The sequence below is a fragment of the Streptococcus thalassemiae genome (genome assembly GCF_903645285.1).
Lineage (GTDB): Bacteria > Bacillota > Bacilli > Lactobacillales > Streptococcaceae > Streptococcus > Streptococcus thalassemiae.
Genome location: NZ_CAHJXN010000001.1, coordinates 493,610 through 516,480, shown reverse-complemented (window position 1 = coordinate 516,480; position 22,871 = coordinate 493,610). Strand labels below are relative to the sequence as shown.

General features: G+C 42.0%; 15 protein-coding genes. 10 read left to right on the top strand and 5 right to left on the bottom strand.

Features of this window, described 5'->3' with window-relative positions:
• From HWX15_RS02620 to ltrA, 9 genes are all read left to right on the top strand, one after another.
• A partial coding sequence (locus tag HWX15_RS02620) for an LPXTG cell wall anchor domain-containing protein (RefSeq protein ID WP_175880191.1) occupies window positions 1–3,522 on the top strand: 3,522 nt, incomplete at its 5' end.
• 167 nt (window positions 3,523–3,689) lie between these two features.
• Window positions 3,690–4,967: an ABC transporter permease gene (locus HWX15_RS02615; protein ID WP_175880190.1), complete on the top strand. Its 1,278-nt coding sequence runs from the start codon at window positions 3,690–3,692 to the stop codon at window positions 4,965–4,967.
• Window positions 4,968–4,979: 12 nt separating this feature from the next.
• Window positions 4,980–5,627 carry an ABC transporter ATP-binding subunit Vex2 gene (gene vex2, locus HWX15_RS02610; RefSeq protein WP_016569459.1) on the top strand — a complete coding sequence of 216 codons (648 nt, stop codon included), beginning with the start codon at window positions 4,980–4,982 and terminating at the stop codon, window positions 5,625–5,627.
• Window positions 5,628–5,678: 51 nt separating this feature from the next.
• Window positions 5,679–7,058 carry an ABC transporter permease subunit Vex3 gene (vex3, locus tag HWX15_RS02605; protein ID WP_175880189.1) on the top strand — a complete coding sequence of 460 codons (1,380 nt, stop codon included), beginning with the start codon at window positions 5,679–5,681 and terminating at the stop codon, window positions 7,056–7,058.
• A 322-nt stretch (window positions 7,059–7,380) separates the two neighbouring features.
• The gene (locus tag HWX15_RS02600; RefSeq protein WP_175880188.1) at window positions 7,381–10,695 is read left to right on the top strand and encodes a hypothetical protein; all 3,315 of its coding nucleotides are present in this window, start codon (window positions 7,381–7,383) and stop codon (window positions 10,693–10,695) included.
• Window positions 10,696–11,010: 315 nt separating this feature from the next.
• Window positions 11,011–11,667, top strand: coding sequence for a response regulator transcription factor VncR (vncR, locus tag HWX15_RS02595; protein ID WP_175880187.1), 657 nt, complete (start codon window positions 11,011–11,013; stop codon window positions 11,665–11,667).
• The gene (gene vncS, locus HWX15_RS02590) at window positions 11,664–12,986 is read left to right on the top strand and encodes a sensor histidine kinase VncS (protein WP_175880186.1); all 1,323 of its coding nucleotides are present in this window, start codon (window positions 11,664–11,666) and stop codon (window positions 12,984–12,986) included. The genes vncR and vncS overlap by 4 nt, the downstream gene beginning before the upstream one ends.
• Window positions 12,987–13,132: 146 nt before the next feature.
• Complete coding sequence (locus HWX15_RS02585; protein ID WP_001019001.1) at window positions 13,133–14,014, top strand: class II fructose-bisphosphate aldolase; 882 nt, start codon at window positions 13,133–13,135, stop codon at window positions 14,012–14,014.
• Window positions 14,015–14,845: 831 nt separating this feature from the next.
• The gene (ltrA, locus tag HWX15_RS02580) at window positions 14,846–16,123 is read left to right on the top strand and encodes a group II intron reverse transcriptase/maturase (RefSeq protein WP_175880185.1); all 1,278 of its coding nucleotides are present in this window, start codon (window positions 14,846–14,848) and stop codon (window positions 16,121–16,123) included.
• A 68-nt stretch (window positions 16,124–16,191) separates the two neighbouring features.
• Here ltrA and HWX15_RS02575 read toward each other — a convergent pair whose 3' ends face one another.
• The 5 genes from HWX15_RS02575 to HWX15_RS02555 all read right to left on the bottom strand — a co-directional run bounded on the left by HWX15_RS02575 (window position 16,192) and on the right by HWX15_RS02555 (window position 20,447).
• Window positions 16,192–17,382: a ferredoxin reductase family protein gene (locus HWX15_RS02575; protein WP_175880184.1), complete on the bottom strand. Its 1,191-nt coding sequence runs from the start codon at window positions 17,380–17,382 to the stop codon at window positions 16,192–16,194.
• A 142-nt stretch (window positions 17,383–17,524) separates the two neighbouring features.
• A complete protein-coding gene (locus HWX15_RS02570; RefSeq protein ID WP_175880183.1) occupies window positions 17,525–18,184 on the bottom strand; it encodes an amino acid ABC transporter permease in 660 nt (219 codons plus the stop codon).
• Window positions 18,185–18,193: 9 nt separating this feature from the next.
• Window positions 18,194–18,871, bottom strand: coding sequence for an amino acid ABC transporter permease (locus HWX15_RS02565; protein WP_175880182.1), 678 nt, complete (start codon window positions 18,869–18,871; stop codon window positions 18,194–18,196).
• Between the two features lie 12 nt (window positions 18,872–18,883).
• Window positions 18,884–19,678, bottom strand: a complete 795-nt coding sequence (locus tag HWX15_RS02560) for a transporter substrate-binding domain-containing protein (protein ID WP_175880181.1) — start codon at window positions 19,676–19,678, stop codon at window positions 18,884–18,886.
• Between the two features lie 10 nt (window positions 19,679–19,688).
• The gene (locus tag HWX15_RS02555) at window positions 19,689–20,447 is read right to left on the bottom strand and encodes an amino acid ABC transporter ATP-binding protein (protein WP_112445076.1); all 759 of its coding nucleotides are present in this window, start codon (window positions 20,445–20,447) and stop codon (window positions 19,689–19,691) included.
• 176 nt (window positions 20,448–20,623) lie between these two features.
• Here HWX15_RS02555 and recJ point away from each other — a divergent pair, with 176 nt between their 5' ends.
• Entirely contained in the window at window positions 20,624–22,846 is a 2,223-nt protein-coding gene (gene recJ, locus HWX15_RS02550; protein WP_175880180.1) for a single-stranded-DNA-specific exonuclease RecJ, read from the top strand.
• The last annotated feature ends 25 nt before the right edge of the window (window positions 22,847–22,871 follow it).

Sequence of the window (22,871 nt, the reverse complement as noted above, 5' to 3'; positions counted from 1 at the left end):
GAAGCCGCGCCAACTGCCCCAACCGTAGGACAATGGCAAAACGGTAACTTGAAAGTAACACCAGCCGCAGACAACGGAGGAGATAAGATTGAGATTCCGTTGAAAGCAGGCGGAACAGTTGTTGTCAAGAAAGGGGACACTGGCACCTGGACTGTAGAGGGTAACCATCCAGACGTTAAGGTGACAGGCGATTCGATTGAAGTTCCAGCGGACAAAGTAGGCGATAGCGTCACCGTAACCGCAAAAGTTGGAGAAGGCGAGCTAGAAAATAGCACAAACAGTGCAGCCTACAGCAAACAAGCGCATACTGTTCGTAAGACAGACATCGTTAAGAAACCAACAGACACCTTGAGTGGCGAAGACCTTCATACGAATACGGGAGTTATCGGAATCACCGTAGGAAATGAAGAGAAAGACTATGCGTCATCGAACATTCAATCAGTGACTTCAAACGGAGCATTACCAGCCTTAACAGCAGGAAGCAACCAAGATATTCCAGTTACGATTACTTACACTGATGGTAGTACGGAAGAAACTACTGTTAAGTTGAAAGTAACCAAAGCCGCGCCAACTGCCCCAACCGTAGGACAATGGCAAAACGGTAACTTGAAAGTAACACCAGCCGCAGACAACGGAGGAGATAAGATTGAGATTCCGTTGAAAGCAGGCGGAACAGTTGTTGTCAAGAAAGGGGACACTGGCACCTGGACTGTAGAGGGTAACCATCCAGACGTTAAGGTGACAGGCGATTCGATTGAAGTTCCAGCGGACAAAGTAGGCGATAGCGTCACCGTAACCGCAAAAGTTGGAGAAGGCGAGCTAGAAAATAGCACAAACAGTGCAGCCTACAGCAAACAAGCGCATACTGTTCGTAAGACAGACATCGTTAAGAAACCAACAGACACCTTGAGTGGCGAAGACCTTCATACGAATACGGGAGTTATCGGAATCACCGTAGGAAATGAAGAGAAAGACTATGCGTCATCGAACATTCAATCAGTGACTTCAAACGGAGCATTACCAGCCTTAACTCCAGATAGCGAGACTGAAGTACCAGTGTTGATTACGTATAATGACGGTTCACAAGAAAAAACTACTGTCACATTAAAAGTTGCACCAGCTGCACCTAAAGTAACTGTCAATAGGCAAGATGGCACAACAGGAGATGTAACGTTAACAGTTAAACGTCACGATAATTCTAATTATCCAAATGACTCAGTAGTTACCGTTCCAGGAATAGACGGAACATTCAAAGTCAAAGATGGCACAATCACGATTAAGAACGACCAACTGAAAGATACAGTACAAACAGGAAAAGTTACTGTAAAAGAAGGAACCAAACTTCCAGCGGAAACGAGTGATGATAAGCAGTTACCAGCGAAGTTGAAATACAGCGCTGTACCAAAACTCGTAGTTGAAGCGCAAGATCCGAAGACAGGAAATGTGACGGTTAAAGTAACGGATCAAAATGGTCAGCCATTAGCAAGTGGCACAACCGTTAAGATTCCAGGAGTTTCTGGTGATAAGGCTGTAGTAGACGGCAAAGTTGAGCTCAGCAACAACGATCTTCCAGAAACTGCGACACGAGGCAAAGGAAGTATCACCGAGCCAGGTAAATTGTCAACGGAAGGAACAGTTGAAGTGGAGGTTCCAGCGAAGTTGGTACCAAGTGCCACTCCAACATTTACAGTAGGAACTCAAGATAAACTTGACGGACATGTGGATGTCACAGTTACAGGTGTTTCTGACGGTACAAAAGTGAAATTACCAGGTGTTAATGGAGAAAAAGAGGTAAAAGATGGTAAAGTAACATTAACAAACGATGACTTACCAGAAAAATCAACCAAAGGAAAAGGAAGTGCTCAAGAAGACGGTAAACTTCCGACAGAAGGTACAAGCGAAATTACAATTCCTGGTAAACTAACTAGTGCTAAAGGTGCTCCAGCAATTGACTTTATCGTTGAACTACCGTTACCACTTGTAGTTCCAGATCCAGAACATTTAACATCAAAAGAAATAGAAAAATTGGTAGAAGAAGTTAAAAAATCTAATCCAAATAGCGATGTTAAGGCGGATGATAAGGGCAATGTTACTGTAACGGATAAGGCAACTGGCGAAGCAGTATTCATCCCAGTGAAAGACTTAACAGTAAAAGACTTTACCCCAGTGAAACCAACCGAAAAAGTTCCAGTGAAAGACAAAGCGCACTTAACTCCAGAAGAGAAAAAACAAGTGACAGATAAAGTCAAAGATAAGAACCCAGGTAAGGATGTAACGGTAGGTGAAGATGGAACAGCAGCTGTGAAAGATCCGAATACAGGCATTACGCATAGTATTCCAGGAACAGAGTTAGTGAACCAAGACTTCGAACCAGTGAAACCAACCGAAAAAGTTCCAGTGAAAGACAAAGCGCACTTAACTCCAGAAGAGAAAAAACAAGTGGCAGACAAAGTCAAAGCGAAGAACCCAGGTAAGGAAGTAACAGTAGGAGACGACGGCACAGCGACAGTGACAGATCCAACAACAGGAATCAGTCATACAATTCCAGGAACAGAGCTGGTGAACCAAGACTTCGAACCAGTGAAACCAACCGACAAGGTTCCAGTCAAAGATAAAGCCCACTTAACTTCAGAAGAGAAAAAACAAGTGGCAGATAAAGTCAAAGATAAGAACCCAGGTAAGGATGTAACGGTAGGAGACGACGGCACAGCGACGGTGACAGATCCAACAACAGGCGTCAGTCATACAATTCCAGGAACAGAGCTAGTGAACCAAGACTTCGAACCAGTGAAACCAACCGAAAAAGTTCCAGTTAAAGATCCAAGTAACTTAACAAATGAAGAACAAGATAAAGTTAAGAAAGCGGTAGAAAAAGCAAATCCAGGAAAAGATGTAACAGTCGATTCTAAAGGGAATGCAACCGTTAAGGATCCACGGACGAAAATTTCTCATGAAATACCAAATAAAGATTTGATCATGGTTACTGGAAAAGGAGATTCAACAAAACTAGATCTTCCATCACTTATTATCACTAAATGGGTTGATGAACAAGGTAATGAATTGAAACCAGCAGATGCGAAAGCTCCAGCAGTATTAGGTGAAGCCAATGAAGCATTTGAACATGGTGAAATAGAAGGTTATGTATTTGTTAAAACGAAAGTAGAAGGTGATGTTGTAACTCATATCTTCAGAAAAGTGAGTCCAGTTAGACCAACAGGTGACGGTCAACAGGGACCAGCTACGCCATCTACCGATACAAATCGTAGACCAGATACTGCTACCCCTGCTGAAGTGCCAGCTGCTCAACCGGCTGGACAACCAAGTCAAACAGTTGAAGTACCTGCTCAATTGCCGAATGAAGTGTCAGAAACGAATCCATCAGTTTCTCAACCACAAGCAGTATTGCCAAATACTGGTACACAAGAAGACCGTGCTACAGGTGCATTCGGAGTTCTATCTCTTCTTGGCGCATTTGGTTTGCTATTTGCCAAAAAGAAAAAAGACGATGAAGAGGAAGCTTAAATAGATGATCTCATCTGATCCTTAGTAGCTTTCCCTGCATAAAGTCTTTGTAAATCAAAAAGAACTAGAAAAATCACTCATTTGTGAGAATTCTAGTTCTTTTTTCGTATTTCATAAACATTTCATATTTGGGTTTTATAATAGTCTTACAAATATGGAGGTGACAAATGAATCCAATCCAAAGAGCTTGGGCTTATGTCAGCAGAAAACGACTGAGAAGTTTTATTTTATTTCTGATTTTATTGGTCCTATTGGCCGGAATTTCAGCCTGTTTGACTCTGATGAAGTCCAACAAAACAGTTAAAACCAATCTTTACAAATCACTCAATACATCTTTTTCAATTAAAAAGATAGAAAACGGACAGACTTTTAAGTTGTCGGACTTATCATCCGTGAGCCAGATTAAGGGACTGGAAAATGTCTCTCCTGAACTGGAGACGGTCGCAAAACTAAAAGACAAGGAAGCGGTGACTGGTGAGCAGAGTGTAGAACGTGATGATTTGTCAGCTGCAGATAAGAACTTGGTTAGCTTAACGGCTCTTGAGGATTCATCCAAGGATGTGACCTTTACCAGTTCGGCTTTCAACCTAAAAGAAGGGCGACACCTTCAAAAAGGAGATTCCAAGAAAATCATCATCCACGAAGAGTTGGCTAAGAAGAACGGTCTTTCGCTTCATGACAAGATTGTCTTAGATGCTGGACAGTCAGAAGCTGGAGAAGGACAAACCGTCGAGTTTGAAATCGTCGGCATCTTTTCCGGTAAAAAACAAGAGAAATTTACAGGCTTGTCTTCTGACTTCAGTGAAAACCAGGTCTTTACAGACTATGAAAGTAGCCAAACCCTTTTGGGCAATAGTGAAGCTCAAATTAGTGCAGCGCGCTTCTATGTAGAAAATCCTAAGGAAATGGACGAACTCATGAAGCAGGTGGAAAACTTGGCCTTGGAAAATCAAGGCTACCAAGTTGAGAAGGAAAATAAGGCCTTTGAACAAATCAAAGACTCAGTTGCAACCTTCCAAACCTTCCTGACCATCTTCCTTTATGGGATGTTGATAGCAGGAGCTGGAGCCTTAATTCTTGTTTTGTCTCTCTGGTTGAGAGAAAGGGTCTACGAAGTGGGGATTTTACTGGCACTTGGAAAAGGCAAGACCTCAATCTTCCTACAGTTCTGTTTAGAGGTAGTTTTGGTCTCTCTCGGTGCTTTGCTTCCAGCATTTGCTGCAGACAACGCAATCACATCTTACCTACTCCAAACCCTACTAGCAAGTGGAGAACAGGCAAGCTTACAAGACACGCTAGCTAAAGCAAGCAGTTTATCAACCAGCATCCTATCTTTTGCAGAATCCTATGTTTTTTTAGTTCTGCTTAGTTGCTTATCTGTAGCCCTTTGCTTCCTATTCTTATTTAGAAAATCGCCGAAAGAAATTTTATCATCTATTAGTTAAGAAGGAGAAATCATGACTTTATTACAATTACAAGATCTTACCTACCGTTATAAGAACACTGCTGAAGCAGTCCTATATCAGATCAATTATAATTTTGAACCCGGGAAATTTTACAGTATTATTGGTGAGTCAGGAGCAGGGAAATCCACTCTCTTGTCCCTCCTTGCCGGTCTTGACAGTCCTGTTGAAGGTTCTATCCTTTTTCAAGGAGAGGATATTCGTAAGAAGGGCTATTCCTACCATCGCATGCACCATATTTCCCTGGTCTTTCAAAATTATAACTTGATAGATTATCTTTCTCCACTGGAAAATATCCGCTTGGTCAACAAAAAGGCAAGCAAGGATACACTGCTTGAGCTTGGTTTGGATGAAAGTCAGATCAAGCGGAATGTTCTCCAGTTATCAGGTGGTCAACAGCAGCGTGTTGCCATCGCTCGTAGTTTGGTATCAGAAGCTCCAGTTATCTTAGCTGATGAGCCCACAGGAAATCTGGACCCTAAAACTGCTGGAGATATTGTCGAACTGCTCAAGTCACTTGCCCAGAAAACAGGTAAATGTGTGATTGTCGTAACTCACAGTAAAGAAGTGGCACAAGCGTCAGATATTACACTTGAATTAAAGGATAAGAAGCTGACTGAAACGCGCAATACTAGTAAATAATTTGAGCTTATTTTGATAGAATGATTAAAACAAAATCTAGAAAGGGAATCTATGTTACACAACGCATTTGCCTATGTTACAAGGAAGTTTTTCAAATCGATTGTCATCTTCCTGATTATTCTCCTCATGGCGAGCTTGAGTTTGGTCGGCTTGTCGATCAAGGGAGCTACTGCCAAAGCTTCTCAGGAGACCTTTAAAAATATCACCAATAGCTTCTCCATGCAAATCAATCGTCGCGTCAATCAAGGAACGCCACGTGGTGCTGGGAATATCAAGGGTGAAGATATCAAAAAAATCACCGAAAATAAGGCTATTGAGTCTTATGTGAAACGCATCAACGCTATCGGAGATTTGACTGGCTATGAACTCATCGAAACGCCAGAAACCAAGAAAAATCTGACACCTGACCGTGCCAAACATTTTGGAAGTAGCTTGATGATTACAGGTGTCAATGACTCTTCTAAAGAAGACAAGTTTGTCTCTGGTTCTTATAAGCTGGTCGAAGGTGAGCACCTAACAAACGACGACAAGGACAAGATTCTCCTGCACAAGGACTTGGCAGCCAAACACGGCTGGAAAGTTGGAGATAAGGTCAAGTTGGACTCTAATGTCTACGATGCAGACAATGAAAAAGGAGCCAAGGAAACAGTCGAAGTGACAATCAAGGGACTCTTTGATGGCCACAACAAGTCAGCAGTAACTTACTCACAAGAGCTTTACGAAAATACAGCTATTACAGATATTCATACTGCTGCTAAACTATATGGATACACAGAAGACACAGCTATTTATGGGGACGCAACCTTCTTTGTAACAGCGGACAAGAACTTGGATGATGTTATGAAAGAGTTGAATGGTATCAGCGGTATTAACTGGAAGAACTACACACTTGTGAAGAGCTCGTCTAACTACCCAGCTCTTGAGCAATCCATCTCTGGTATGTACAAGATGGCCAACCTCCTCTTCTGGGGTAGCTTGAGTTTCTCAGTTCTTCTCCTTGCCCTCTTACTCAGCCTTTGGATCAACGCTCGTCGCAAGGAGGTGGGAATCCTCCTCTCTATCGGTCTCAAGCAGGCAAGTATCTTGGGGCAATTCATCACCGAATCCATCTTGATTGCCATTCCTGCTCTTGTTTCTGCTTACTTCTTAGCTAATTACACTGCCCGTGCAATTGGAAACACTGTCCTTGCCAATGTCACTTCAGGTGTTGCCAAACAGGCTAGCAAGGCGGCTCAAGCCTCTAACCTTGGTGGTGGTGCAGAAGTAGATGGCTTTAGCAAGACCTTGTCGAGCTTAGACATTTCCATTCAGACATCAGACTTTATCATCGTCTTTGTCCTTGCCTTGGTTCTAGTGGTTCTCGTTATGGCGCTTGCTTCAAGCAATCTCCTTAGAAAACAACCAAAAGAGCTCTTGCTCGATGGTGAATAATACTGATGCTAGACTGAAAAATGAGGCTAGCAACTGAAAGTTTTAAAATGATACATGAAGCAGAAAGCAATGGTGACAATCATTGCTTTCAGTTGCTTTCTTTGTACTTTAGTACTTAAATATGATATACTAAAGTTATGGAATTTATTAGAAAGGAGTTTCGCAACTTATATATGGAATTGTGCATAAAAATCTATAGAAATCTTATCTTGAAAATAGATAGATAAATCTGTAGAAGCCTATCCATATCGCAAACATAGGCTAGTAGACCTAGGCAGGGTCTACCTTGGAAAATATAGAATAGTGAGGAAAAATAAACATTATGAGACAAACAAATGTTAGAGGAAGCTTGTCCCTCCGTGGCTTTAGAAAATTGAGAACTGGTGCAATTGTTGCGACAGGTGTCATTTTGCTAGGTCTGGGCTTTTTAGCTCCAACTGTATCAGCCAGTGAACAAGATGGTGTCTGGGTAGCCAGAACAGTTGAGGAAGTGAAAGCTGACCTTCAAAAAGAAGGTGATTTATTTAAGTATGTCATTAAGTGGGGAGATACATTAAGTGTTATCAGCGAAGCAAGCAATATCCCTGTAGATGTACTCCAAGAAATGAATCAAGCTTCAGGCAAGAATTTATTCTTACCGCACAATGAATTGTACTTTACCGAAGCTGAAACGGTTTCAGATACAGTCACAAAACACAAGATTGTCATCAAAGAAAGTGGTGCCAGTGGCGAAGTTCGTACTTATGAAGTCTTGCTCAAGAAAGATCAGGAAACAAAAGCTGTTACCTTTGAATTAACAGATGTCACTGAGAAAGTTGAAAAAATGACTGTGAACTATAGCTCAGTCTATCAGCCTGTATCAGCTCCAGTAGTGGAAAGAGCAGAAGAATCAGTTGAAGAGCCTGCCTCAGAAGCACCAGCAGAGACAAGCCCAGAAGTTAAAGAAGAAACAGAAGCTCCAGTAGCGCCAAAAGAAACAGCACCAGAGGTGGTAACACCAGCTGAATCAAACGCAGAAGTGGCAACAGAATCAGCAGAGCCAGAGGTAGCGAAACCAGCTGTACCAAAAGAAGAGAAGCCAGTGACACCCGCACCGAAAGTAGAAGCGCCAACAGAATCATCTGAACCAAAAGGAACAGAGCCAGAGGTAGCAAAACCAGCTGAACCAAACGCAGAAACTCCAACTCCGAAAGTAGAAGCGCCAACTACTCCAACACCTAAAGAAGATGCAACTGAAGGAAAAGTAGAAGCGCCGAAAGTTGAAGAACCAGAGGCGTCAGCTGAACCAAAAGGAACAGCGTCAGTGGTAGAGGAAGGCACTTCAGGAGAACAAGATCAACCAGCAGAAGAAATCCCAGCACCATCAAAACCAGAAACCCCAGCAGAATCAACTGAATCAAAAGCAATAGAGCCAGAGGTAGCGAAACAAGCTGAATCAAACGCAGAAGCTGCAACAGAATCAACAGAAGCTTCAGGAACTTCAGCAGAAACAACACCTAAAGAAAATGAAACAGAAGGAACTACACCAGGTGCAACAGCAGAAGCAGGGGAAACAACAGGAGAAGAAGGAAAAGAACCTGAGAAAACGTCAGAAACGGCAAATACTCCATCAACAGGTGTTACAGCTAGTGCTAATTCAGATGAATCAGGAAATACAACTGAAGAAAAAGCAGAAATGCCGAAAGTTGAAGAGCCAGCGCCAGCGGTAGAGGGTACAACTGCAGGAGAACAAGGTCAACCAGTAGAAGAAAACCCAGCACCAAAAGAATCAGGAGAAGAAGGTAAAGCGGAGGATTCAGTTTCTTCAACTGAATCTTCATCAACTGCCTCTGAAGGTGAGTCAACAGTTACACAACCATCTGTAGAATCAGGAACAGATTCTACATCGGAAGCTGAAGGAAAATCATCTGAGGAAGCAGGAACACAAGCTCCAGCAGAATCAGCTACAGCACCAAAAGAAACAGATTCAACTTCAGAAAAAGAAGTTGAAGAATCAGGAGCAACAGGAAAAGAAGCGAAAGAAACTGAAGAAAAACTAGCTCCAAAAGAAGATTCAACATCAGGAGATGAAGGTAACGCCGAAACATCAAATAATCCAACAACAGGCGCTACAACTAGTGCTGATTCAGATGAATCAACTCCTTCAACATTGACCTCTGATGAAACAAAACCAGAAGAGGTAGCAAATGAATCTAAAGGAAAAGAGTCAGCAGAAGCAGGAATATCTGCAACTACTGAAACAGCCACACCAGCGCCAGCAGTAGACTCTACAAATGAGGCGCCTAACGAAGGTGAATCAGAAAATCCAGTAGCAGAAGGAACACCAGTCACAGAAGAACAACCGTCTACAGACAATACGGCTTCATCAAGTGCAACAAGTAATTCAGCTGACTCAAGTTCATCAACTGAATCAAGTTCATCAACTGAATCAACAGCTCCAGAATCAACGACTGCTACAACGGGAAATACTTCAAATTCATCAACAGACGTTACAACTGATGGCAACTCAAACGATTCAACTTCTAATGAAGAAAAACCTCAAGGCGATGCACCATCTGAAGAACACGAGGATTCAGAGAAGTCTTTAGAGAAAGAAACTGAAGCACCGTTAGAAACAGCAAAAGAAGAAAATTTAAAAACTATAAATGAAGCAGCAAATAGTAGACTAGAAGAAATAGATAAAGTTGATGATGAGTCTAAAAAAACAGAATTAAAAAATGAAGTAAATCGTCTTAAAGAAGAAGGATTAAAATCTATTCAAAATGCTAAAACTAATGAAGAAGCAGCAGTAAAAGCTGAAGAATATCAAGAAAAAATTTACGCTGTAGAAATTCCGAATGAGGAAGTTTCAAAACCAAATTATAGTAATGAAGGATTAACAAATGGTCGAAATGATGGAACAACTATAGATGAAAATAGTTCTGGTAATATCGGTCATGGAGCTAGTACACCTAATAACTCAGGATTCCGAAGTGCAGGAACTTACCAACCTCGAGTAACTCGTCGCCCTAGAAGTGTAAGTGAACCTCAAAATAAAGTTTCTATTTATTATAATTTTGATGGTATGAAGGATATTCCGGGCTTCTTTGATGATTTAGGTGGTAAAAATGAAGTTGACATACCAAAAGGGGTATCTGGTGAAGCTTTGAAATCTATTTTAAAATCAAGAATAGATAAGAAAAAAGCAGAACTCGAAAGCAGAGGATACAAGATCTCTGATGAGTATTTTGTAGAAATTGATCAAGCAGACGCAACTCATTATGACTACGTAGTAACTTTCACTAAGGAGGCTACAGGAACTTCAGGTTTCAGAATGGCTCCAGCAGTTCAACCACGCGCTAGCAGAAATCGTAGAAGTCTAGAACAGCCAGCTCCTCAAAAGGTCAAAGTCAATGTTTTTTATAACTTTGATCAAATGAAAGATATTGCAGGTTTCCTAGGAGATATCAATGGAACTTCTCTTGAAATTGCAGAAGGTTTATCAAATGAACAGGTTAAAGCAGCTGTCAAGAGCCAAGTTGATGCTAAGAAAGAAGAGTTGCGCAAACACGGCTATACTTTCAAAGAGGATTATGTCTATCAAGCTAATGGGAAAGATTATAACTACGTTGTAACATTTTCAAAAGCAGCTAAATAATTTTCATTCTATAGAGAGTGAAATGCAAGCAGAGAGAGCGATAGGCTCTCTTTGTTTTATCTAGTGGTCAGTTGCTTACAGACAAAAGACCAGTAAGAGGCTATAATAGAAAATAGAGTAGGTATTTATTCTAATACTCTTCGAAAATCTCTTCAAACCACGTCAGCGTCGCCTTACCGTATATATGTTACTGACTTTGTCAGTTCTATCTACAACCTCAAAGCAGTGCTTTGAGCAACCTGCGGTTAGCTTCCTAGTTTGCTTTTTGATTTTCATTGAGTATAAGAAAAATAAAAAATAGAGAGCAGTTAAAGCATGAAAATTTTAATTGTAGAAGATGAAGAGATGATCCGTGAGGGGATCAGTGACTATTTGACGGATTGTGGCTATGAAATTATTGAGGCGGCGGACGGACAAGAAGCCTTGGAGCAATTTTCCAGCTATGAAGTAGCCTTGGTTTTACTGGATATCCAGATGCCAAAGCTCAATGGCTTAGAAGTCCTAGCTGAGATTCGTAAAACCAGCCAAGTCCCTGTCTTGATGTTAACAGCCTTTCAGGATGAGGAATACAAGATGAGTGCCTTTGCTTCTCTGGCAGATGGCTATCTGGAAAAACCTTTCTCCCTCTCCCTCTTAAAAGTGAGGGTGGACGCGATTTTCAAGCGCTATTATGATACGGGACGAATTTTCTCCTATAAGGATGCCAAGGTAGACTTTGAGAGCTACAGTGCTAGCCTAGCAGGTCAAGAAGTGCCCATCAATGCTAAAGAGTTGGAAATTCTGGACTATCTGGTGAAAAATGAAGGACGAGCCTTGACTCGATCTCAGATAATCGATGCCGTCTGGAAAGCGACAGATGAGGTTCCCTTTGACCGTGTCATTGACGTTTATATCAAGGAATTGCGGAAAAAGCTAGACCTGGACTGCATCCTCACTGTGCGCAATGTTGGTTATAAATTGGAGCGAAAATGAAACGAACAGGCTTATTTACAAAGATATTTATCTATACCTTCTCGATTTTTAGTGTTCTGGTTATTTGCCTTCATTTAGCTATTTATTTTCTTTTTCCTTCGACTTATCTGAGTCATCGTCAGGAAACCATTGGCCAGAAGGCAACAGCCATTGCCCAGTCCCTAGAGGGTAAGGATAGGCAGAGCATCGAGCAAGTCTTAGACTTGTATTCTCAGACTAGTGAGATTAAGGGGGCTGTCAAGGGAGAGATGACCGAGGATAAGTTAGAAGTCAAGGACAGTCTTCCTCTGGACACAGACCGCCAGACTACCTCGCTTTTTATTGAGGAACGGGAGGTGAAAACGCAAGACGGTGGCACCATGACTCTCCAGTTTCTAGTTTCCATGGATTTGCAAAAGGAAGCAGAGCAAATCAGTCTCCAGTTTCTTCCCTATACCTTGCTGGCATCCTTTCTGATTTCACTTTTGGTGGCTTACATATATGCTCGGACCATTGTTGCCCCGATTTTGGAAATCAAGCGGGTGACCCGACGGATGATGGATTTGGATGCCCAAGTGCGATTGCGCGTGGACTCTACGGATGAGATTGGTGATCTCAAGGAACAAATCAATAGCCTCTACCAGCATCTTTTGACTGTCATTGCAGACTTGCATGACAAGAATGAAGCTATTCTCCAGCTGGAAAAGATGAAGGTCGAATTTTTGCGAGGGGCTTCTCATGAATTGAAAACACCTCTGGCTAGCCTCAAAATCCTGATCGAAAACATGAAAGAAAATGTCGGTCGCTATAAGGATAGAGAGCACTATCTGGGAGTTGCCTTGGGGATTGTGGATGAACTCAATCACCACGTTCTCCAGATACTTTCCCTCTCTTCTGTGCAGGAGTTGCGAGATGATAGGGAAGAAATTGACCTACACCAGATGACGCAAAATCTGGTTAAGGATTATGCCTTGCTAGCCAAGGAAAGAGAGCTCCAGATAGACAATAGTTTGACTCATCAGCAGGCTTACTTAAACCCATCTGTCATGAAGTTGATTCTATCTAACCTCATCAGCAATGCCATTAAGCACTCTGTTCCAGGTGGCTTGGTTGGCATTGGAGAGAGAGAAGGGGAATTCTTTATAGAAAATAGCTGTAGTCCAGAAGAACAAGAAAAACTAGCCCAGTCTTTTTCTGACAATGCTAGTCGCAAGGCCAAGGGGTCTGGAATGGGGCTCTTTGTGGTTAAGAGTCTATTAGAACATGAAAAATTAGCTTATCGTTTCGAGATGGCGGAGAATCGTTTAACCTTCTTTATAGTTTTTCCAAAAGTCGCCTAAGACTAGGGAGAGAAAGGGTTTACATAGATGAAGCTAGAAGAAATTCAATCGAAACTGCGGGAAAAACTAGATTTTTTTGTCAAAAAGTGATAAAATGAACAATGTAAATGGGATGACCCATAAAAATATACAGGAGGCCTGATAAAATGGCAATCGTTTCAGCAGAAAAATTTGTCCAAGCAGCTCGTGACAACGGTTATGCAGTTGGTGGATTTAACACAAACAACCTTGAGTGGACTCAAGCTATCTTGCGCGCAGCAGAAGCTAAAAAAGCTCCAGTTTTGATCCAAACTTCAATGGGTGCTGCTAAATACATGGGTGGTTACAAAGTTGCTCGCAACTTGATCGCTAACCTTGTTGAATCAATGGGTATCACTGTACCAGTAGCTATCCACCTTGACCACGGTCACTATGAAGATGCACTTGAGTGTATCGAAGTTGGTTACACTTCAATCATGTTTGACGGTTCACACCTTCCAGTTGAAGAAAACCTTAAATTGGCTAAAGAAGTTGTTGAAAAAGCACACGCTAAAGGTATCTCAGTAGAAGCTGAAGTTGGTACTATCGGTGGTGAAGAAGACGGAATCATCGGTAAAGGTGAATTGGCTCCAATCGAAGACGCTAAAGCAATGGTTGAAACTGGTATCGACTTCTTGGCAGCTGGTATCGGTAACATCCACGGTCCTTACCCAGCAAACTGGGAAGGTCTTGACCTTGACCACTTGCAAAAATTGACAGAAGCTCTTCCTGGATTCCCAATCGTATTGCACGGTGGATCAGGTATTCCTGATGAGCAAATCCAAGCAGCTATCAAACTTGGTGTTGCCAAAGTTAACGTTAACACAGAATGCCAAATCGCATTCGCTAACGCAACTCGTAAATTTGCTCGTGACTACGAAGCAAACGAAGCAGAATACGACAAGAAAAAACTCTTCGACCCACGTAAATTCTTGGCTGACGGTGTAAAAGCTATCCAAGCATCAGTTGAAGAACGTATTGACGTATTCGGTTCAGAAGGTAAAGCATAATTTAGCTGGATAATACAGATAGAACCTGCCCATTGGGTGGGTTTTTTGATTTCAAGCTACTCGTTTTAGTATAGTAAACTGAAACGAGACTAGCACAATGCTACTTCTATAGCGTTTTGAAACTGGAATAGGATGCCATGACTGCTAAAAGATTTCTGTAAATTCATTTGATTTTCCTAATCAATTTGTTCGTATCCTATTTCATTCCACTATAAAACATTCTTATCAATTGATTTGAATGCCAAAATTCCATCGCTCCGGTCTTATTTCATTTGGCTATAAAAAACTCTCCTGGGAAATTCCAGGAGAGTATGAGGTATGACGGGCATGTCGTATATCTGAGGTGTAAGTCCTCGGTGGGCACCTGCTACCGGTGAACCCAATAGCGATTCCCAAGCCTGACTATCGTGAGGTAGCGGGGAGAGGAAGGGATAGCGAAATCGTGGCTCTACGAACAGGAACGTGATAGTAAGGCGTATATAGCGGATAAGGGGGCTTCAAACTCTAAAGTCCAAAAAGGTAGTCGTAACCTATATGCGTAAATCACGAGAGTAAACGAGGAAAGATGTACGACTTATCCCGTGAGGTCTCATGAGCGCTGAATGCGTAGTAACAACGAATCATGAGAAGTCAGCCGAACCCATAGTAGTGAGGAAACTTCTGTAATGGAAGTGGAGCGAAGGGGTGAACAACTAATTGAAGTAATCCTACTTCACTTGTGTCTGTAAAACGAGTGGTCTGATAGAACTGGAGTCTGTCACGTATTGACTAGATGAAGGCTCACCAATATAAGATGTCCCTCAGGCACCAAAACAAGAAAGGAATACGCACATGTCAAAATTGCTAGATAAGATATTATCACGCGAAAATATGCTGGAAGCCTACAATCAAGTAAAATCCAATAAAGGCTCAGCTGGGATTGATGGAATGACTATCGAAGAGATGGATAATTATCTCAGACAAAACTGGCGCTTGACTAAGGAACTGATAAAACAGAGAAAATATAAGCCTCAACCAGTTCTTAGAGTTGAGATTCCTAAACCAAACGGAGGCATCCGTCAACTAGGAATTCCAACAGTTATGGATAGAATGATTCAACAGGCCATTGTCCAAGTTATTAGCCCCATTTGTGAACCTCATTTCTCAGATACGAGTTATGGCTTCAGACTAAATAGGTCATGTGAAAAAGCCATCATGAAGTTCTTAGAGTACTTAAATGACGGCTATGAGTGGATAGTGGATATAGACCTAGAGGAATTTTTCGATACAGTTCCTCAAGATAGATTGATGTCCTTAGTACATAACATTATCGAAGACGGAGATACGGAATCCTTGATTCGTAAGTATCTTCATTCAGGTGTTATCATTAATGGTCAACATTATAAAACACTAGTTGGCACGCCACAGGGAGGAAATTTATCTCCTCTCTTATCCAATATCATGCTTAATGAATTGGACAAGGAATTAGAAAAGAGGGGACTTCGATTTGTGCGCTACGCAGATGATTGTGTGATTACGGTCGGAAGCGAGGCAGCCGCTAAGCGTGTGATGTATTCAGTCAGTCGTTTTATTGAGAAACGGCTAGGTTTGAAAGTAAACATGACCAAGACTAAGATTACCAGACCAAGAGAGTTGAAATATCTAGGTTTTGGGTTCTGGAAATCATCAGCTGGTTGGAAAAGTCGTCCCCATCAAGATAGTGTTCGGAGATTTAAGCTTAAATTGAAGAAACTAACACAGAGGAAATGGAGTATAGACTTAACAAGACGTATTGAGCAACTGAATTTGTCTATTCGAGGATGGATAAACTATTTCTCATTGGGAAATATGAAAAGTATAGTTACTAGCATAGATGAGCGCTTGCGTACTCGCCTACGAGTGATTATCTGGAAGCAATGGAAGAAGAAATCTAGACGATTATGGGGATTGCTTAAGTTAGGGGTCCCTAAATGGATAGCAGATAAGGTATCTGGCTGGGGCGACCATTATCAATTAGTAGCTCAGAAGTCGGTACTTAAACGTGCTATATCAAAACCAGTCCTTGAAAAACGTGGACTGGTTTCGTGTTTGGATTATTACCTTGAACGACATGCGTTAAAAGTTAGTTGAACCGCCGTATGCCGAACGGCACGTACGGTGGTGTGAGAGGGGCTAGAGATTATTCCCTACTCGATTGCTTATTTGAACTTGAATCCTTCGTAAATAAGCTCTGCTTTTGGATTTTGTTTCTTAATCTGTTTGGAGAGTGACTTCATCATAGAAAGAGGACCACACATATAGACGGTTGCCTGTTCGGGTACTTCTTCTTGATCAAAATTAAGATAGCCATCTTTCCTACTGTCGACTAGATGGAGTTCAAAATTAGGATTTTTCTGAGCATAGTTACGGAGCCAATCTAGGTAGACTGCATTTTCATCTCCACGGAAGCTATAGTAGAAGTGAACCTGTTTATCTAAAATAGGATGTTCACGGATGTAAGAGATGAAAGGGGTAATCCCAATACCTCCAGCAATCCAAACTTGATTTTCTCGTCCTTCTTCTATAATCATGTGCCCGTAAGCTCTGTCTATGCTTACTTTGCTGCCGACTTGAAGATTGTCATAGATATTCTTGGTATGGTCGCCTGAATTTTTGACAGTAAAGTAAAGAGTTTGACCATGACCTCCTGAGATAGAAAAGGGATGCGGAGCACTTTCAAAGCCCTCTTGGAAAATCTTTAGAAAGGCAAATTGTCCTGATTGATAGTTGAAAGGTTTGCTAAGATGGATTTGAATTTCTCTAGTATTGTGATTTAAGCGTTTGAGATTGGTAATTTTCCCTAGATAGGGGAAGCCAATCTTTTGATATAGAAAAATGATATAAAAACCAGCTAGTAAGCCTAAAAGGGCATAGCTACCAACAAGAAAACTTAGAAGATTAAATGTGAGAAGACGATTGCCCATCATCATATAGACGTGAAAGAGTCCAAAAATATAGGCTAGATAAACCAGACGGTGAATCCATCGCCAAGCTTCGTATTGGATGTATTTGCCTAAATAGGCGACAAGGATGATACTGACAAAGATATAGATGGCAAGATTGCCAAACTGAGCAGCTAAGCGAGAACCCCACAAACCGCCCATACTGAAGTTATGAAAGATGAGTAGGATGATGGATAGAAAGGCTGTGAATTTGTGAACGGTGTAGACCTTCTCCAAACCGTGGAACCAGCTTTCTATTATCGGGAGACGAGTGGCTAGGATAAAAGTTAGAGATAGGCTTGTTAAAGCTAGTCCTGGAATCATGAATTGGGGAGAAGTGCTCATCCAAGTCAAAATAGTCAAGGCAAAACTAGCTATGATAAAGAGTATTCCTTTGAGTGATTTCATAGAAAATTCCATTTCATTAAGATTTTGATTTGTTGTAAATAAATTTGTTACATTTTATCATAGAAAATGTATGGTGTCAAATTGAGGTCTATAAATATCTACTCTCATCAAAAAACTCTCCAATGAACTGGAGAGTGGCTGTTTATTCTGCAGCTTGTCGCCAACGTGTTGCTAGCATATGAGATAGGCTCGAAATTGCTAGGTTAAAGCTGAAGTAGATGAGGGCAATCAGGATATAAAGACTGAAGACCTGCTCTGGTTCGAAATAACGGCCCATGAGAATTTGGCTAGCTCCAAAGAGTTCTTGTAGGGCGATAACAGAGTAGAGAAGACTGGTATCCTTAATCACGGTTACAAACTGAGAAATGATGGCTGGCAGCATTTTGCGAATAGCTTGTGGGAGAATGATGTGGTAGAGGATTTGTGCAGAAGTAAATCCTTGTGACATTCCTGCTTCGTACTGTCCCTTGTCTACGGCATTGAGACCGCCTCGGATAATCTCAGCTAGGGCCGCTGATGTAAAGAGAGTAAAGGCTGTAATACCTGCTGGAGTGGATTTCATCTTGAAAACTAAAAAGATAGTAAAGATCCAGAGAAGGTTGGGAACGTTGCGCACAAACTCGATGTAAATGCTGGAGATGATACGTAAGACAGGATTTTTCCCATTTCTCATAACTGCTAGCACTGTCCCGATAAGGGTAGAGAGGAAGATGGCAATCAGTGAAATGTAGAGGGTCAAGCCAAATCCTTTAAAGATAAAGACTAGGTTATCTGGGGTCAAAACTTCTAAAATGGATTCCATAGTAACCTCCTAAAGTGAATAGGCTTTTTTGTTGGCTTGCTCCATCTTGCGACCAAACTGGGCAACAGGGAAGCAGAGAGAGAAGTAGAGCAGGGCAGCGCCTAGAAAGGCTGGAATGTAGTTTCCGTTAAGTGCCGACCAAGACTTGGTCACAAACATCAAGTCCACTCCAGAGATGATAGCGACTGTAGAGGTGTTCTTGATGAGGTTGACTATTTGGTTGGTCAAAGGAGGGAGAATGATACGGAAGGCTTGAGGCAAGATAATCAAACGCATAGCACTGATATAGGTAAAACCTTGCGACAAGGCGGCCTCCATCTGACCGTTAGGAATAGACTGAATCCCTGAGCGAATAACCTCAGCGATATAGGCGCCGTGATAGAGTCCCACGCAGAGAACGGCTGTCCAATAAATTGGAATCATGATGATATGATCACTGATAAGAGGTAGGCCATAAAAAACGATAACAAACTGCACCAAGAGGGGAGTGTTTTGATAAAACTCCACAAAGATGCGAGATAAAATGCGCAAAATCGGACGTTTGCTGGTTGACATGGCTCCGAAGAAGATGCCTAAAACCATGGCGAGGATAAAGGATCCGATAGCTAGGGCAAGAGTGAAGAGGAAACCATTGAAAAATTGTCCAAAATCCTGAAAATAGGCTGTCCAAGATGATAAATCTGTCATGGGGTATCCTCCTTAATCTGCGGTATGGCTAGATGGTTTGAGCTTGTAACGGTCATAAAGTTTCTGCAAACTACCATCTTTGCTCCATTTAGTAACCAAGTTATCGAGATAATTGTTTAGCTCGGTATTTGATTTCTTGGTAACGATACCGTAGTCAGATGGCTTGAAACTATCATCTAGTAGTACTGTGCGTTTGCTGATGTAGCCAGACAGAATCGAGCGGTCAACGGAAAAGGCATCGATACGATGAGCGTGCAGGGAAGTAATCAATTCTGGGTAGGAACCAAGTTCGACGAATTTAAACTTCAGACCTTTCTTTTTACCCAGTTCAGTAATCAGGCGTTGGGTGATGGAACCTTGGGCGACTCCGATGGTTTTGCCGTTTAGGTCCTCAATCTTTTTGGTTTTGGCAAATTTATTGACCAAAAATCCAGAAGCATCTGTGTAGTAAGGGCTGGTAAAGTTGTAGAGTTTTTTGCGTTCGTCTGTGATGGTAAAGGTTGCGATATCCATATCGACCTGTTCATTGTCTAGGAGCGGTCCACGGGTTTGTGCGGTAACCGGCACATAACGAACCTTGACCTTGAGCTCATCAGCTACCATCCTGGCCAAGTCCGTTTCGATACCAGAATAGGTTCCTGTCTTGGGATCCTTGTAACCGAAATTGGGAACGTCTTGTTTGACACCGACAACTAGCTCGCCTCTTTTTTGAATATCTGCGACACTAGTATCAGCCTGAACTGGTTTTGCAGTAGCAAGGCCGAAAAGGCTAATCAATAATGCGGATAAAAAGAATTTCTTTTTCATAGACGCCTCCTTATTTGACTTTGTCACTTTCGTGGTTGATGATTTTGCTGAGGAATTGTTGGGCACGAGGTTCGCTTGGATTGTCGAAAAAGTCATCAACATCTGTCGTATCCACCAAAACTTCTCCATCAGCCATAAAGATAATGCGATCCGCAACTTCACGGGCAAAGCCCATTTCATGGGTAACGACAATCATATTCATACCATCGTGGGCCAATTTTTGCATAACTGCCAGAACATCGCCGATGGTTTCAGGGTCTAGGGCAGATGTTGGTTCATCAAAGAGAAGGAGTTCCGGATGCATAGCGAGTCCACGTGCAATGGCAATCCGTTGCTTTTGTCCACCAGACAGCATAGCTGGATATGAATCTTTCTTGTCCCACATATTTACAAATTCCAGATATTTTTGGGCTGTTTTTTCAGCTTCTTTTTTATCAATTCCTAGAACTTTTATAGGTGCAAGTGTTACGTTTTCTAACACTGTTTTGTGCGGATAGAGGTTAAAATGTTGGAAAACCATGCCGACTTCCTTACGAAGAGGCACCAAATCTTTCTGGCTGGCACCAGCAACTTGGTGACCATTTACTAGAAGACTTCCCTTGTCGACAGCCTCTAAACCATTGATGGTGCGGATAAGAGTGGACTTACCAGAACCAGAAGGGCCTAGGAGTACAACAACTTGCCCTTTTTCAAAACGGAGATTGATGTTACGGAGTGCATGGTAATCTCCGTAATATTTTTCAACGTGTTCAAATTCTACTAAAGCCATAAGGAATCTCCTTTGTGTTAGATTTTATAACACGATTCTACACCAAAAGAATTGCCTTGTCAAATCATATCTGAAAAAATTCACTAAAATTTTATAAAAAAGCAATCTGGATAGAGAAAAAGCCTAAATCATGTTATAATGAAGCAATAGAATTCTTAGAAAGAGTGGATGTCTTTTTGATAACACCTACTTATGAATGGCAGTTTGCCCCGCAGGTAGAAGATGCGGATTTTACAAAGATAGCCAAGAAGGCTGGACTGGGTCCTGAGGTGGCTCGGCTATTATTTGAAAGAGGGATTCAGGACCAAGAAAGTCTGAAGAAGTTTTTAGAACCTTCCTTGGAGGACTTGCATGACCCTTATCTGCTCCATGATATGGACAAGGCAGTGGAACGGATTCGTCAGGCCATTGAAGAAGGGGAAAATATCCTCGTTTACGGTGATTATGATGCCGATGGTATGACTTCGGCTTCTATTGTTAAGGAAAGTTTGGAACAGCTTGGCGCTGAGTGCCGTGTTTACCTGCCAAATCGTTTTACCGATGGCTATGGTCCTAATGCTAGTGTCTATAAATACTTTATCGAGCAAGAAGGAATTTCCTTGATTGTGACGGTGGACAATGGGGTTGCTGGTCATGAGGCTATTGAATTGGCCCAGTCTATGGGAGTGGATGTCATTGTGACTGACCATCATTCCATGCCTGAAACCCTGCCAGATGCCTATGCCATCGTTCATCCTGAACATCCAGATGCGGACTATCCTTTCAAATATTTGGCTGGTTGTGGAGTGGCCTTCAAGCTGGCTTGTGCCCTGTTAGAAGAAGTGCAAGTGGAACTGCTTGATTTGGTTGCTATCGGAACCATTGCTGATATGGTGAGTTTGACGGATGAAAACCGCATCTTGGTGCAATATGGTTTGGAAATGTTGGGACACACTCAGCGTATTGGTTTACAAGAAATGCTGGATATGGCTGGGATTGCTACCAACGAAGTAACAGAAGAAACGATTGGTTTCCAGATTGCCCCTCGTTTAAATGCCTTGGGGCGCTTGGATGATCCTAATCCAGCCATTGATTTGTTGACTGGCTTTGATGATGAGGAAGCTCACGAGATTGCCCTTATGATTCATCAGAAAAATGAAGAGCGCAAGGAAATTGTCCAGTCTATCTATGAAGAAGCTAAGACCATGGTGGACCCTGAGAAGAAGGTCCAAGTCTTGGCTAAGGAAGGCTGGAATCCTGGGGTTCTGGGAATCGTCGCTGGTCGTTTGTTGGAAGAATTAGGGCAGACAGTCATCGTTCTCAATATAGAGGACGGTCGTGCCAAGGGTAGTGCCCGTAGTGTGGAAGCGGTCGATATTTTTGAAGCCCTAGATCCCCATCGCGACCTCTTCATCGCCTTTGGTGGCCATGCTGGCGCAGCAGGAATGACGCTGGAAGTGGAGAAACTCTCAGATTTATCTCAGGTTTTGGAAGATTATGTCCGTGAAAAAGGAGCGGATGCTGCTGGCAAGAACAAGTTAAATCTAGATGAAGAACTGGATTTGGAGACACTTAGCTTAGAAACGGTCAAAAGTTTTGAACGTTTAGCTCCCTTTGGAATGGACAATCAGAAACCTGTCTTTTATATCAAGGATTTTCAGGTCGAAAGTGCCCGTACCATGGGGGCAGGCAATGCCCATCTCAAACTGAAAATTTCTAAGGGTGAGGCTAGTTTTGAAGTGGTGGCCTTTGGCCAAGGCAGATGGGCGACAGAGTTTTCTCAAACCAAAAATCTAGAATTGGCGGTTAAATTGTCTGTCAACCAATGGAATGGCCAAACTGCCCTGCAGTTGATGATGGTGGATGCGCGTGTGGAGGGTGTTCAACTTTTTAACATCCGTGGGAAAAATGCAGTCTTACCAGAAGGGGTTCCAATCTTGGATTTTGCTGGAGAAGTGCCAAATCTGGCGGCTAGTGAAGCTATTGTCGTGAAAACCATTCCTGAGGATATTACTCAGCTGAAGACCATTTTTCAGAAACAGAATTTTTCCGCTGTCTATTTCAAAAATGATATTGACAAGGCCTACTATCTGACAGGCTATGGGACTAGAGAGCAGTTTGCCAAATTGTACAAGACTATCTACCAGTTTCCAGAGTTTGATATTCGCTACAAGCTCAAGGATTTGGCTGCTTATCTCAATATCCAACAAATCTTGCTGGTTAAGATGATTCAAGTCTTTAAAGAACTAGGCTTTGTGACGATCAAAGATGGGGTTATGACAGTCAATAAAGAAGCGCCAAAGAGAGAAATCGGAGAAAGTCAGATTTACCAAAATCTCAAACAAACCGTCAAAGACCAAGAAATGATGGCGCTGGGTACCGTGCAAGAAATTTATGACTTTTTAATGGAAAAAGAGTAGATCATAGGAAAGAGTTGGGAAACCA